Source organism: Paenibacillus sp. WC2504, from assembly GCF_052682475.1.
In genome coordinates, this window is sequence record NZ_JBQZFH010000001.1 from 1,126,615 (window position 1) to 1,141,650 (window position 15,036).

Annotated in this window: 13 protein-coding genes and 1 pseudogene; all 14 read left to right on the forward strand. The window is 41.3% G+C overall.

From position 1 onward, the window contains the following. The first annotated feature begins 469 nt into the window (after positions 1-469). The 14 genes and pseudogenes from ACUN27_RS05050 (at position 470) to ACUN27_RS05115 (ending at position 15,032) form a co-directional block, all read left to right on the forward strand. Complete coding sequence (locus ACUN27_RS05050; protein WP_445558501.1) at positions 470-2,299, forward strand: polysaccharide biosynthesis protein; 1,830 nt, start codon at positions 470-472, stop codon at positions 2,297-2,299. Positions 2,300-2,316: 17 nt separating this feature from the next. Next, positions 2,317-3,192, forward strand: a complete 876-nt coding sequence (gene galU, locus ACUN27_RS05055) for a UTP--glucose-1-phosphate uridylyltransferase GalU (protein ID WP_445558502.1) — start codon at positions 2,317-2,319, stop codon at positions 3,190-3,192. Between the two features lie 9 nt (positions 3,193-3,201). Further along, a complete protein-coding gene (locus ACUN27_RS05060) occupies positions 3,202-4,356 on the forward strand; it encodes a glycosyltransferase family 4 protein (protein ID WP_445558503.1) in 1,155 nt (384 codons plus the stop codon). Continuing rightward, the gene (locus tag ACUN27_RS05065) at positions 4,341-5,450 is read left to right on the forward strand and encodes a glycosyltransferase family 1 protein (RefSeq protein WP_445558504.1); all 1,110 of its coding nucleotides are present in this window, start codon (positions 4,341-4,343) and stop codon (positions 5,448-5,450) included. Before ACUN27_RS05060 ends, ACUN27_RS05065 begins: the two co-directional genes overlap by 16 nt. A gap of 4 nt (positions 5,451-5,454) precedes the next feature. Then, positions 5,455-6,339, forward strand: coding sequence for a glycosyltransferase family 2 protein (locus ACUN27_RS05070; RefSeq protein WP_445558505.1), 885 nt, complete (start codon positions 5,455-5,457; stop codon positions 6,337-6,339). Between the two features lie 20 nt (positions 6,340-6,359). Further along, the gene (locus ACUN27_RS05075) at positions 6,360-7,433 is read left to right on the forward strand and encodes an EpsG family protein (protein WP_445558506.1); all 1,074 of its coding nucleotides are present in this window, start codon (positions 6,360-6,362) and stop codon (positions 7,431-7,433) included. A 21-nt stretch (positions 7,434-7,454) separates the two neighbouring features. Next, positions 7,455-8,489, forward strand: a complete 1,035-nt coding sequence (gene galE / locus ACUN27_RS05080; RefSeq protein ID WP_315953877.1) for a UDP-glucose 4-epimerase GalE — start codon at positions 7,455-7,457, stop codon at positions 8,487-8,489. Between the two features lie 161 nt (positions 8,490-8,650). Beyond that, a pseudogene (locus ACUN27_RS05085) lies at positions 8,651-9,430 on the forward strand (glucosamine inositolphosphorylceramide transferase family protein); the annotation flags it as partial. Positions 9,431-9,532: 102 nt separating this feature from the next. After that, positions 9,533-10,129 (forward strand): sugar transferase, encoded by a 597-nt coding sequence (locus ACUN27_RS05090; RefSeq protein WP_326059327.1) that lies wholly within the window; start codon positions 9,533-9,535, stop codon positions 10,127-10,129. Positions 10,130-10,144: 15 nt separating this feature from the next. Continuing rightward, complete coding sequence (locus ACUN27_RS05095) at positions 10,145-10,783, forward strand: acetyltransferase (RefSeq protein ID WP_315953878.1); 639 nt, start codon at positions 10,145-10,147, stop codon at positions 10,781-10,783. 99 nt (positions 10,784-10,882) lie between these two features. Continuing rightward, on the forward strand, positions 10,883-12,010 hold the full coding sequence (locus ACUN27_RS05100; protein WP_315953879.1) for a DegT/DnrJ/EryC1/StrS family aminotransferase: 1,128 nt from the start codon (positions 10,883-10,885) through the stop codon (positions 12,008-12,010). A gap of 297 nt (positions 12,011-12,307) precedes the next feature. Further along, positions 12,308-14,110, forward strand: a complete 1,803-nt coding sequence (gene glmS, locus ACUN27_RS05105; protein WP_445558507.1) for a glutamine--fructose-6-phosphate transaminase (isomerizing) — start codon at positions 12,308-12,310, stop codon at positions 14,108-14,110. Positions 14,111-14,118: 8 nt separating this feature from the next. Beyond that, positions 14,119-14,460, forward strand: a complete 342-nt coding sequence (locus ACUN27_RS05110) for a helix-turn-helix domain-containing protein (RefSeq protein ID WP_127455448.1) — start codon at positions 14,119-14,121, stop codon at positions 14,458-14,460. 230 nt (positions 14,461-14,690) lie between these two features. Next, on the forward strand, positions 14,691-15,032 hold the full coding sequence (locus ACUN27_RS05115) for a helix-turn-helix domain-containing protein (protein ID WP_127455449.1): 342 nt from the start codon (positions 14,691-14,693) through the stop codon (positions 15,030-15,032). The last annotated feature ends 4 nt before the right edge of the window (positions 15,033-15,036 follow it).

Below are 15,036 nucleotides of genomic sequence, written 5' to 3' on the forward strand. Positions count from 1 at the left end.
TCTTCAAGCCTCGAGTTAATCGGGGCTATTTAGTTGGTCTCAGAATATTTTTCGTTGACACGTTCTTTATAAAGAACTACAATTGAGCTAAGAGAAATGGAAATCTGTTAAAGGCACGGAATTCTACACATAAGTTCTTTATAAAGAACATTTACAAGATAAAACGTTCTTTATAAAATTTTCCGGGTCTAGGTAATCCCTTTTGTTCTTTATATGGAACACCTCATTGGGTGTATTAGATCAGATGCCACACAAGTAGCTAACATTAAACTTACTTCGGTGATGCCTCCTAACCGTTATCAACGGAGGCACTCGGCCATGCTGTGGGTTGAATTGACCTTAGACGCGAGTCGTCAAAAGTGTGGTGCGAGGCGGGGTTAGATGCCCTAATAAAATTAAAGGATTTAATTATATGGTCTTTTTAACAAAGGCCTTATACTTAAGAACTTTAGTGAGAGGGTGCATTCATTTGTCATATCGACAAAGATTATCTTTATTAGTCTTCATTGACTCCTTTATCGTTATCACTTCCATTTTCTTTAGTCGTTTTTTATTGAGTGCAAGTCTAGACGTAATCACGTTGCCTTTGGTTGTTAGCTCCATCACCTTACTACTTAGTCATCATATATTTTCTTTCGTGTATAAGCTTTATAAGAAAGCTTGGGAACATGCGAGCATTGGGGAACTCATTTTTATTATAAAAGCTACTACCTACTCGTTAATTACCGTCGCTTGTGTTCAGCAGTTGATCATTCATGATATTTACTTCCGGTTACTTGCGGTGACATGGATGCTGCATATGATTCTTATCGGAGGTTCTCGTTTCTGTTGGCGGATCATTCGGAATACTTATATTAAGAAGTCAGTCGTGAAGAAAAGAACACTGATTGTGGGCGCTGGGTCAGCTGGAACCATGGTGGTCAGACAATTGATTAAAAACAACGATACTGAAATGTTTCCTGTAGGATTCATTGATGATAATGTGAAAATTCACAATCTTGATATTTTGGGGATTCCTGTTATTGGGGGAATTGATCAAATAGAACGAGCGGTTAAAGAGCTAAATATTGATAATATCATCATTGCTATCCCTTCCCTAAGTAAAAAAGATTTAAACCTTATCTTCCAGGAATGCACAAAAACCAACGCAAAGACGCAAACTCTCCCCAAGCTAGAAGATCTGGTATCCGGAAAACTTTCGGTAAATCACTTTATGGATGTGCAGGTAGAAGACTTATTAGGCCGAGATCCTATCGATTTGGATATAGATAGTATTTCAGGATATGTCACGAATAAAGTGGTATTGGTAACTGGCGCCGGTGGTTCGATTGGCTCTGAAATTTGCCGTCAGGTCGCGAAGTTTACTCCTCAGAAGCTGGTTCTATTAGGCCATGGTGAAAACAGTATTTATTCCATCGAAATGGAATTAAAAGATTTATACGAGTCTACATCCATTGAGTTCTTCACGGAAATCGCAGATATCCAAGATGTTAAGAAGATGATGTCGATCATGAACAAATATCATCCGGACGTTGTCTATCACGCCGCTGCTCATAAACATGTGCCTTTAATGGAAAGAAATCCTGAAGAGGCATTTAAAAACAATGTGATAGGTACGATGAATGTAGCCATAGCGGCAAGCCAAAGTGCGGTAGATACGTTCGTCATGATCTCTACGGATAAAGCTGTGAATCCAACCAGTGTCATGGGTGCCACCAAAAGAATGGCTGAAATGATTATTCAGGATATGGATCGAAACAGTAACACGAAATTCGTGGCGGTTCGTTTCGGCAATGTGCTAGGAAGTCGTGGCAGCGTCATTCCTCGTTTTAAACAGCAGATTGTAAAAGGTGGTCCCGTATCCGTCACTCATCCTGACATGATCCGCTACTTTATGACGATTCCAGAAGCCTCCAGATTAGTCATTCAAGCAGGTGCGTTAGCCAGAGGCGGGGAGATATTTGTCCTTGATATGGGAGAACCCGTAAAGATTGTTGATTTGGCCAAAAACCTGATCAAGCTTTCTGGAAACTCGCTAGAAGATATAGGAATTGAATTTACGGGTATGAGGCCAGGGGAAAAGCTTTTTGAAGAGTTGTTAAATAGCGATGAAATCAATGAAAGACAGGTTTATCCTAAGATTTATATCGGGAAAACATCGGAATTGTACATGGAAGAAATAAAAGAAATGATATCCACCTACACCACACTAGATAAAGAGAGCCTAAGAACTCAATTGTTGAATCTAGCCAATAGTCATGTCATTCCAATTCCAAAAAAATTAATCTCAATCGTTTAAAGAGGAGTTTTGAATCCATGAAAGTACGTAAAGCCATTATCCCAGCAGCCGGTTTGGGTACAAGATTTCTGCCTGCAACGAAGGCTATGCCTAAAGAAATGCTTCCCATTGTCGACAAGCCGACCATTCAGTATATCGTAGAAGAAGCAGTGGAATCGGGAATTGAAGATATCATTATTGTAACGGGTAAAGGCAAAAGAGCGATTGAAGATCACTTTGATAATTCCTTCGAACTTGAACAGAATTTATTTGAAAAACAAAAGTTTGACTTATTGACCGAAGTTCAGAAATCGTCAAAAGTAGATATTCATTATATCCGCCAAAAGGAGCCAAGAGGTCTGGGGCACGCGATCTGGTGTGCACGAAAGTTCATAGGAGACGAACCATTCGCTGTGTTGTTAGGAGATGACATTGTTCGTGCGGATAAGCCGTGTTTGAAGCAAATGATGGATCAATATGAGTATCGCCATTCCTCTATCATTGGTGTCAAGCACGTTTCTGACGATGAAGTATCCCGCTATGGCATTGTCGATGGAAGACAAATTGAAAAGCAGCTATTCAGCATCAATCATTTGGTGGAGAAACCTAAGAAAGAAGAGGCTCCGTCTAATCTTGCCATCATGGGCCGCTATATTTTGACAGCAAGAATTTTTGATATTCTGAATGACCAGAAACCAGGCGCCGGAGGAGAAATACAGCTTACGGATGCCATTGAAGCGTTAAATGCGCTCGAATCGGTCTATGCTTATGAATTTGATGGTGAACGATTCGATGTGGGTGAGAAATTGGGATTCATACAAACCACGATCAATTACGCCTTGCAACGTGAGGATTTAAGATTCGATTTACTCAAATATCTTTCTTCCGTTCTGGAGAAAGAATTAATTAAGTAGGGGATACAGATGTCTAAAAAAGTGCTTTTATGTGCCACTGTTGATTATCATTTTAAGGCATTTCATTTACCTTACATGAAGTGGTTTAAGGAACAGGGGTGGGAGGTCCATGTTGCCGCTAACGGTGATATGGACCTTCCTTATGTGGATGCAAAGTTTAATATTGCCATCCAAAGGTCCCCTTTTAAATTAAAAAACCTTAAAGCCTATGGAGAGTTAAAGTCACTCATAGATGAAAATAAGTATGACATCATTCACTGCCATACGCCAATGGGTGGTGTGCTCGCACGTTTAGCAGCGCGGAAAGCACGCAAGAGTGGGACGAAAGTGATCTACACCGCTCATGGGTTTCACTTTTGCAAGGGGGCTTCACTGCTTAACTGGACGGTTTATTATCCACTTGAAAAAATCCTTTCTTATTTGACTGATTGTCTAATAACGATTAATGAAGAAGATTATCAATTGGCCGTTGACCGCCGTTTCCGAGCAGGTCGAATAGAACATGTGCATGGTGTAGGCGTAGATACCGTTCGATTCCATCCCATAAATGACTTACATAAGTATGAGTTGAAAGAAAAGGCCGGTTACCGTTCAGAGGATATCCTCCTTTTTTATGCTGCAGAGTTTAATCAGAACAAGAATCAGCAAATGCTCGTTCAGGCTTTAGCCCTGATTAAGAAAGATGTCCCGAATACTAAACTGTTGCTTGCAGGTGAAGGACCTCTACAAGAGCAGTGCCGTAATCTTGCTAGAGAGTTAGGTGTGGAACATCAAATTGATTTTCTGGGCTATCGAGATGATATTCACCTCATACTGCCAATGTGCGATGTTGCTGTTGCATCAAGTCTGCGTGAAGGGTTGCCTGTAAATATGATGGAGGCTATGGCTTGTGCTCTTCCAGTAGTTGCTAGCAGCAATAGAGGACATAGAGAGCTGGTTCTTAATGATAACAATGGCTGGATTGTAGAGCCCAATGATTATGAGGCAATGGCAATGAAGATCAAGCAGTTAGCACAGAGTAAGGATCTTCGATCAAAGCTTGGCGAGCACGGCAGAAATATTGTTGAGATCAGATATGCAATTCAGACTGTGCTAAATGAGAAAAGAAGTATCTATTCCCTATACATGAACGAAAAGGTGGATGTCATGTGGGCGATCCAATAAGGATTTTGCAAGTCGTCGTCAATATGAATCGAGGTGGGGCTGAAACCCTGCTCATGAACTTATATCGCAATATGGATCGATCAAAGGTTCAATTTGATTTTCTCACCAGTAAACCTGGTGTTTTCGATGCTGAAATCGAAGAGATGGGCGGAAGAATTCATCGAATTCCCTATGTATCAGATATAGGTCATACGAAATATATGCAAGCTTTGGAGCAATTCTTTGAGACACATCCCCATTACCAAATTGTGCATGCTCATATGGATAAAATGAGTGGTTTTGTTTTGCGGGCCGCGAAGAAAGCAGGCGCACCTGTCCGGATTGCTCACAGCCATAATACAAGTAGTGAGGGTGGAGTTGCCGCCAGAGTCTACAAATGGGTCGCTGGAACATTTATATCCTCCTGTGCAACTCATTTTGTAGCATGCTCGAATAAAGCAGCGAAATGGTTGTTTGCAAACAAGGTGAAGAAAGCGATGATTTTAAAAAATGGGATTGAGAGTGAGAAGTTTGCATTCTCTCCTGAGATTAGAGAGCAAGTTAGACAAGAGCTGGAACTTCCTTCGGAGAGTTATGTTTTAGGGCATGTTGGAAGGTTTGCACATCAGAAAAATCATTCGTTTCTTATCGATATCTTCGCGCAGTTGCAACAAGAGAAACCTAATGCAGTCCTTATCTTAGCAGGAGATGGACCATTGCGTGCAGAGATCGAAAAGAAAGTAGAAACTTTACATCTACAAGATAAGGTAAAGTTTCTTGGCGTACGAAGTGACATTACACGATTACTCCAAGCTTTTGATATGTTTGTATTTCCCTCTTTACATGAAGGTTTGCCTGTTACACTCATTGAAGCGCAGGGGGCCGGTTTGCCTTGTCTCATATCCGATGAGATTACTCAGGAAGTGGATATGGGCATTCAATTGGTTGAGCGGATATCGTTGGAAAACAAGTCGGTTTGGATTGATCGTATAAATAGCGTTATCGCAAGAAATTTACCGAGGCATATCCCAATGTTCTCTTTATCGAACAATGGATACGACATTAAGAACAGCGCTGCTTGGACGGAAGGGTTTTATTTAGGCGTATTGAGGTGATTGGATGAAGAAACTTACTGTGTTTACACCTACATATAATAGAGCTTATTGTCTGCATGTTTGTTACGAGAGCCTTAAGCGACAAACGTCCAAAGATTTCGTTTGGCTGATTATAGACGATGGCTCGACGGACAATACGGAACAATTAGTGGCAGGTTGGATCTCGGAGAATGAAATCCAAATTCGATATCACCGTCAGGAAAATCAGGGGATGCATGGCGCTCATAATACAGCTTACAGGTTAATCGATACAGAGTTAAACGTATGTATAGATTCCGATGATTATATGCCGGATGGTGCTGTGGAACAAATTAACACTTTTTGGGAGTTACACGGTAGCGAGCATGTAAGTGGAATCGTTGGGCTTGATTCTTTTACAGATGGCCGTATTATCGGCACGAAGCTGCCGGAGAATATGAAGCGTTCAACGCTATTTCAGCTATACAGCAAACATGGCGTGACCGGGGATAAAAAGCTGGTTTATCGAACAGCCCTTACACGGGAGCATCCTTACCCTATTTTCGAAAATGAAAAATATGTTGGCTTAGCTTATAAGTACTATAAGTTAGACGAGCAGTATGAATTGCTTCTTATGAATGAAGTGCTCTGCTGTGTGGAGTATTTACCGGACGGCTCATCTATGAACATGCTAAAGCAGTACCGCAAGAACCCTAGAGGTTTTGCTTTTTATCGTAAGGAGCTTATGAAGCTGCCGTTCGCTAGTTCACCCTTTAAATTCAGGCAGTCTATCCATTATGTGTCTAGCAGCCTGACTTCCGGTAATCGCAATTTCATGAAGGAAACACCTGCGAAACTGCTCACTCTTCTCGCCATCCCGCTTGGTGTCCTGCTTTATTGGTATGTAATGAGAAAAACGAGTGTCACATAGGACTCGAAAGGAAAACAACAATGGCCATACTGTGGGTTAATCTGATTGTCGTCTATATCGCTTCCTATTTTTCAAGACGTTTGGCCAAACCTGTGGCAATTGGTGCTGAGGCTATAGCGGTAAAGCCTAATAAATGGTTGGCGGCTATCGTTATGGCAACATTCGTAGTAATAGCCGGGCTTCGCAATAATATTGGTGATACCTTCTTTTATATGTATTCTTACAAATTAAATAATTACACGTGGGAACAAGTGAAAGCTGAGAAGGATATAGGCTTCGGTATTTTACAAATGATATTGCAAAAAATCACTGATGATCCACAGTTGTTAATATTTATCACAGCATTAGTGACTAATGTGCTCATTATTTATGTGTTATACAAATATTCAAGATTGTTTGATTTAAGTATCTACCTATACATAACCTCAGGACTTTATATTGTTTCCATGAACGGGGTTAGGCAATTTCTTGCTTCTGCAATAGTATTTGCTGCTACCAAGTTCTTGTTTGAAGGAAACTGGAAGAAGTATTTTCTTGTGGTTTTATTCGCTTCTTTATTTCATGGTAGTGCTCTAATTCTTATACCAATTTACTTCATTGTAAGAAGAAAGGCTTGGACAGCGTCAACGATTGTTCTACTATCTTTGGCAATGATATTGATTCTAGGATATAGCGTAATATCTGATGCCATATTCACTGCAATTGCTGATACTCACTATAGCGAGTATAAAGATTTCCAAGAAGGCGGAGCTAACGTTATTCGGGTGGCCATCGGAGCGGTTCCCTTGATTTTCGCATACCTGGGAAGAAATAAACTAAGAGAGTTATTTCCTTACGGTGACTATGTTGTGAACATGTCTTTATTGAATTTTGTTGTCATGGCGGTCGCGACACAAAATTGGATTTTTGCCAGGTTTACCATCTATTTTGGATTATACAATATCATTCTCATGTCATGGGTGATCAGTTTATTTGTAAAGAGAGAACGAAAGTTTATCTATTACGCCATTTTAGGTTTCTATCTAATTTATTTTTACTATGAAAACGTGGTTACTTTACATCTCTTTTATCGAAGTGACTACCTAAAATTTTAACCAACAGTCAGGAGGTTCAAAATGCCAATACTTATAACCGGTGGAGCCGGCTATATCGGAAGTCATACCTGTGTAGAGTTACTGAACGCAGGATACGACATTGTTGTTGTTGACAACTTAAGCAATAGCAGTCTAGAGTCCTTGAGACGAGTAAAAGAACTAACAGGTAAGGACTTTGCATTTTATCAGATTGATCTGTTAAACCGCCAGGATTTAGAGTTGGTCTTTAAACAAAATAAAATCGAAGCTGTGATTCATTTTGCAGGGTTAAAAGCAGTTGGCGAGTCCGTTCGTTTACCACTGCGATATTACCACAACAATATAACGGGCACGCTCGTGTTATGTGAGCTTATGCAGGAATATGCGGTGAAAAAAATCGTATTCAGTTCGTCAGCCACCGTATATGGCATGTCGGATCAAGTGCCAATTACAGAAAACTTTCCTCTAGGCGCAACGAATGCTTATGGTCGTACAAAACTGATGATCGAAGAGATCATGCAGGATATGTACGTGTCCGATCCAACATGGAGCATTGCGTTGTTACGCTACTTTAACCCGATTGGGGCTCATAGCAGTGGTAGATTAGGCGAAGATCCAAACGGCACACCGAATAATTTAATGCCTTACATTACCCAAGTGGCAGTAGGGAGATTAAAGGAATTAATGATTTATGGAAATGATTATCCAACTGTAGATGGCACAGGTGTCAGAGATTATATTCATGTTGTCGATTTGGCATGTGGGCACGTGAAAGCGTTGGAGAAGGTTATGGCGAGTACAGGAGTAGAGGCATACAACCTTGGTACGGGACAGGGTTATAGCGTTGTGGAAATGGTATTAGCATTTGAAAGTGTAACTGGACAACATGTTCCTTATACGATGACAGATCGAAGGCCAGGTGACATAGGCGTCTGTTTTTCGGATCCGAACAAGGCTAAACGTGAGTTAGGATGGAGTGCTCAGAGAGGCATTAAAGAGATGTGTCTTGATTCCTGGAGGTGGCAAGCCCATAATCCATACGGTTTTCATAAAAAGGAAGAAGAAATAACGGTATAGCGGGGGCTTACTCATGCGTATGTCGGTACTGACTGAAGGGTGATTAAAGTTTGTTCCCTATAAATCGGAAATTTATTAAAAAACTAAAGACGTTAATTTCCCTTATGAAGAAGGGAATTGTTGCTCAGATATGGTCGATCAAGGTTTTCAGTTCCGCTGACATGATAACAACATTACTAAATGAAACTGAATTGGACGTGGATAAACCGTCTATACATGCCTCAGACGTAAGTGATGTGCCAGCTGAATTTGTAGCAGATCCCTTTATTCTCAAGGATGATTCAAGGTTTTATTTGTTTTTTGAGATCTTTAATAAAGAACTTGAACGTGGGCAAATTGGCTTAGCCATAAGTGCAGATGGGTTGAAATGGGAGTATCAACAAGTCGTTCTAAGTGAAAACTTCCATCTATCTTATCCTCATGTTTTTAAAGTTGAGGACGAGATGTTCATGCTTCCTGAAACGATTGAAACCAATCGTGTTTTATTGTACAAAGCCAAGCGGTTTCCTTATGAATGGGAAGTTGCATGTGAGCTGCTGGAAGGTAACTTCATGGACCCCTCCATTATCAGATACGCTAATAAATGGTGGATTTTTGCAGGGACTGAGGGTGGGAATCTTCACTTATTCCATTCAGCGCAATTGGAAGGACCCTATCTCGCACATCCCCAAAGCCCATTAATTACTAGTAACTTGATGATTAGCAGACCCGGAGGAAGATTCATTCTTTCAGATGGAACGATCTATAGGTATACCCAAGCGGATTATCCTCATTATGGCGATTCAGTGAGAGTCTTTAAGGTAAACAAGCTAACGGAGTTTGAATATGAGGAAGAGGAAATCTCCTTAGTCTTATGCGGTTCGAAAAAAGAAGGCGATTGGAGAAAAGATGGGATGCACCATATCGACCAGTTAATGACGGATGATAAACAGTGGTTAGTAGCTGTTGATGGTCATAGCACCCAGAAGTCCAATTACTTTGTATGGAAACTTAACCGTTTGAAATCAAAATTTTTAGTTAAGACCAATAGGAGCATGATCATGATGAAGCGATTTTTTGATTTACTAATCTCAATTCCTTTATTACTCCTTTTTTCCCCGATTATCGGCATTGTCGCTGTTTTGGTTAGAGTAAAGTTAGGATCACCGATTATCTTCACACAGTTAAGACCAGGATTGCACGGCAAGCCAATTAATATCTATAAATTTCGGACCATGACAGATGCAAGGGACAACGAAGGGAATTTATTGCCGGATTCAATTCGATTAACTTCCTTTGGGGAATTCCTTAGAAAATACAGCCTTGATGAGTTACTCCAATTGGTGAATGTGATTAAGGGAGACTTAAGTTTAGTAGGTCCAAGGCCGCTGTTAATGGATTATTTGACACTATACACGGAAGAGCAAGCCAAGCGCCATCAAGTGCGTCCTGGCATTACGGGTTGGGCTCAAGTTAACGGTAGAAATGCAATCTCATGGGAAGAGAAGTTCAGGCTCGATGTCTGGTATGTGGAAAACCAAAGCATTCTCCTCGATATCAAAATTCTAGCTTTAACTTTTGTTAAAGTGATCAAGTCGGATGGAATCAGCCACGGGAATCATGTGACCATGGAGAAATTCTCCGGATCAAATCTATCATGAAGGGTTTGGTACAGGTTGGATTTAGTCGTTATTGGTGAAGGTGGCCATAGTAAGGTCATAAGGGATTTGATTCATTCCAAAAGTGATGCGAAGATCATCGCCATACTGGATGACAAGTATGATGAGTTAACTCTAAGTAATGAAGTATACATAGGTCCGATTTCTTCTGCACATCTTCTGTTGAATCAAATGAGTCATCTTAAATTTGTGATTGCGATTGGGAATAACGCGGTTCGCAAGTCGATTGTGACAAAGCTTGGCCTAGCCAAGGAAAACTATGTTTCACTCGTTCACCACACAGCGATTGTCAGTTCGAGTGCTTCTATAGGGAATGGTACAGTTATTATGGCAAATACCATTGTTAGCGCCGATACATGCGTCGGCGATCATGTGATTATTAACTCGGGTGCAATTGTAGAGCACGATAATCACATTGGTGACTATGCCCACATTGCTCCTAAAGCTACACTTACCGGCTCCGTGATTGTAAAAGAAGGGACTATGATAGGTGCGGGAGCGACCGTCATTCCTGGGAAAAGCATCGGAGAATGGGCGATTATCGGAGCAGGTGCCACAGTAATTAGTGATATCCCGACGAATAGCACAGCAGTAGGAACCCCGGCAAAAATTATAAGCAGCCGAAAGTTCGCCTAATAGCGCCCAAGGCGCTTTTTTTGTCACAAGAACCCATATAAAGGGAGTGCATAACCAGTGTTCACGCATACAAAAAGAATATATCTTTCCCCTCCACACATGAGCGGGAATGAAATGACCTATATTCAAGATGCTTTTGATACCAATTGGATCGCTCCACTTGGCCCTCATGTCGATGCATTTGAGAAAGAGCTTGCCTCCTATGTGGGGGTTAACGACGCGGCTGCGGTCAGCTCCGGAACGGCGGCCATTCATTTGGCTCTGCGGCTGCTGGATGTTCAAGCGGAAGATACGGTTTTTTGTTCAAGTCTAACCTTTGTTGCAAGTGCCAACCCGATTGTCTATTTGGGAGCTTCACCGGTATTTATTGATTCGGAGCCAGAAACATGGAACATGTCCCCTCAAGCGTTAGAACGTGCCTTATACGATGCTGCCCAAGAAAAAAAACTGCCTAAAGCAGTCATCGTTGTTAATCTGTATGGCCAAAGTGCGAAGATGGATGAAATCTTGGCGATCTGCCAAGCGTTTGATATCCCTGTAATCGAGGATGCAGCAGAATCGTTGGGCTCCACGTATAAAGGGAAAGCGAGCGGGTCATTCGGGAAGTTTGGCATCTATTCCTTTAATGGCAATAAAATTATTTCGACCTCCGGCGGGGGGATGCTGGTTTCCAACGAAGGCGAGGAGCTGAATAAAGCTCGTTTCCTGGCAACCCAAGCGCGCGACTATGCGCCGCACTATCAACATAGCCAGACTGGTTATAATTATCGGATGAGCAATGTGCTCGCCGGGATTGGCAGAGCTCAGTTAGAGGTGCTGGAAGAGAGAGTTAACGCCAGGAGAGCGATTTTCAGAAGATATGTTCAAGAGTTAGCGCATGTTCCAGGGATCGAGTTTATGCCCGAGCTGCCCAATACGCGTTCGAATCGTTGGCTGACAGTGTTAACTTTGGACGAAAATGAAGCTGGTGTATCGGTTGAATCGTTATTAGGAGCATTGGCGGAACAAAATATCGAGGCACGTCCAGTTTGGAAACCGCTTCATATGCAGCCTCTATTCGAAGGGGTTAAGTTTTACCCACATAGTGATAATGAGATTATATCCGAGCAATTGTTTAAAAGGGGACTTTGTCTACCATCCGGGTCCAGTCTGTCGGAAGATGAGCAGATGCGGGTTATCGCATGCATCAAGGAGTCATTGATTAAGGCCAAAAGCCTTAGTGTTTAACATTGCGCCATGCTTAAGCGCCTTCATTCATCTTCTGTCTGTGATGCTGCATCTTTTCAAATAGTGCTTCTTTCAATTCTATGTCAAGACAGTCTCTATAAAGTATAGAATTGTATGCATGCAAGACCTTATGGTAAGTACGTTGTGCCTTTTTCCATACACTCGTCGAAAGTGAATACATGACAGAATCCCTCCCTTTTTAAAAACTTATGTGGGAATTGGATCATGTATTCAATTTATAACTAATTATTACTCAATTGTTCTTTATTAAGAATTTTATTTCAAAGGAGATTTAAAATGTGTGGAATTGTAGGATATATCGGTAATCAGGATGCGAAATCAATCTTGATTAAAGGTTTGGAAAAACTAGAATACAGAGGGTACGATTCTTCCGGAATAGCTTTATTGAATGCAACAGGTATACATGTTTACAAAGAACAGGGACGGATAGCTGCGCTTAACGATGTGATTGATCATCAGGAGACAGCGTTAGTTGGTATTGGCCATACGAGATGGGCGACACATGGCAAACCTAGCCGCAGAAATGCACATCCTCATCAAAGCAACAGCGGTCGCTTCACGATTGTCCATAATGGGGTTATTGAGAACTACGAGGAAATCAAGCAGCAATTTCTTTCTGGAGTCCCTTTCTCAAGCGATACGGATACGGAAGTGATTGTCCAGTTAATGGAGAAATTAGTGGAAAGCGGCTTAGAGGTTGAAGAAGCCTTTCGGCAATTGCTCGTCACAATGAAAGGTTCTTACGCCGTTGCTTTATTAGATGACGAAGATATCCATACGATTTATGTTGGTAAAAATAAAAGCCCTTTGCTCATTGGACTAGGCCAAGACTTTCATGTTATTGCAAGCGATGCTATGGCGATGTTGCAGCTAACGAATCAGTTCGTGGAATTGATGGATGAGGAAATGGTCATTCTTCGCCAACATTCAAAAACGATTAAAAACTTGAGCGGAGAGCACATGCAGAGAAGGCCTTTTCAAGTCAAGCTTGATGCTAGTGATATTGAGAAAGGGATATATCCGCATTATATGCTGAAAGAAATTGACGAACAGCCCTTTGTCATTCGCAAAATCGTTTACAAATACCAAGATGGCAATGGTGATTTGATCATCGATCCTAACATTCGTAATAGTATGAAGGAAGCGGATCGTATCTATCTCATTGCTTGTGGAACAAGTTATCATGCGGGATTGGTCGGTAAACAGTTGATTGAGAAAATAGCCGAAATCCCCGTTGAAACTCATATCGCAAGTGAATTTTTATATAACAGACCGATTCTCTCCAAGAACCCCCTTTTTATCTTCATTTCTCAAAGCGGAGAGACGGCGGATAGCAGAGGTGTATTAGTAGCCATCAAGCAGTTAGGCTATCCGACATTGACGATTACCAATGTACCAGGTTCCACGTTAGCACGTGAAGCGAACTTCACGTTACTCACCCATGCTGGACCCGAAATCGCGGTAGCCTCAACAAAAGCCTATACAGCACAAATTGCTGTATTAGCGATACTAGCATTTGACAACGCGCATGCAAAAGGAATTAAACAGGAGATCAACCCTTTCCACGAGTTAAGTATTGCCGCGAATGCGATGGAAATTATGATTAACAAGAAGGAGATGATGGAAGAGAACGTATGGAAGTATTTAAATACGTCACGCACTTGCTTTTTTATAGGGCGAAGCATGGATTACTACACATGTCTGGAAGGCGCATTAAAGCTTAAGGAAATTTCATATATTCAAGCCGAAGGGTTTGCCGGTGGAGAATTGAAACATGGAACCATTGCCTTAATTGAAGAGGGCACTCCAGTTATTGCACTTTTAACCCAATCTCATATCAGGGGCAATATTAGGAGCAACGTCCAAGAGGTTCTGGCACGTGGTGCTCATGTTTGTATGATCAGCATGGAAGGGATGGAGGAAAAGCACGATCAGATCGTTCTGCCTGCCATTCACGAGCATCTTACCCCGCTGGTTTCGGTTATTCCGTTACAATTAATTGCGTATTATGCAGCCGTATATCGAGGTTGCGATGTTGACAAGCCAAGAAATCTTGCCAAAAGTGTCACCGTGGAGTGATGATAACCATGATCGGTCAAAATATTTCAAGTATACGTAAGCAGAGGGGGTACACATTGTCTGAGCTCTCAGAGCGGACAGGTATTTCCAAATCCTATTTAAGTAATATCGAAAGAAATCTCAAACAGAACCCCTCCATTCATGTCATAGAAAAAATTGCAGAGGTTCTTAACGTTGATCTTAAACTCTTATTGAAAATTACGGAAGATACGGGAACGAATCATCAACTGGATCAAGAATGGATGGATTTTATAGCTGATTTGAAACAATCAGGTATCGCCAAAGAACGTATTCATGAATTGAAAATTTTGATAGAGTTCATGAAATGGCATAATGATAAAGTTAACTAGTGAGCATTCCCAAGTCATCGGTTTGCACGATACTGACTGCTGTTATAGATATGTGTTATCCGTCTACAAGGTCTACAAGAAATACAAGCTGTTAAATCCAAGCTTGAAGCAAAAGCCCCGCAGGGGGCTTTTTTCTTATTGTTCTTAATAAGAAACATATTTGTTCTTTGGAGGAAATTCTGATATAATTATGAGAGCACACATCACTTTGAGATAAGGGAAGATATGAAATGATTGGAAAACGTGTTCAACAATTGAGGAAAGAGAAGGGCCTGTCATTGACAGAACTTGCTGAACGTGCAGGGGTTGCTAAATCCTATATTAGCAGCTTGGAGCGGGATATTCAGAAGAATCCTTCTATTCAGTTTCTTGAGAAAATTGCAGCTGTCCTTAAAGTGCCTGTCGAGAGATTAATCGATGAGCAGGATGAGACATCTCAGGATGGGCCTCAGCTCGATCAGGAATGGTATGACATTATTAAAGAAGCGATGTCATCTGGGGTCGATAAGCAGCAGTTTCGCGAATTTCTGGATTTTAACAAATGGAGAATGAAGCGACCAAACGATGAATAATCCA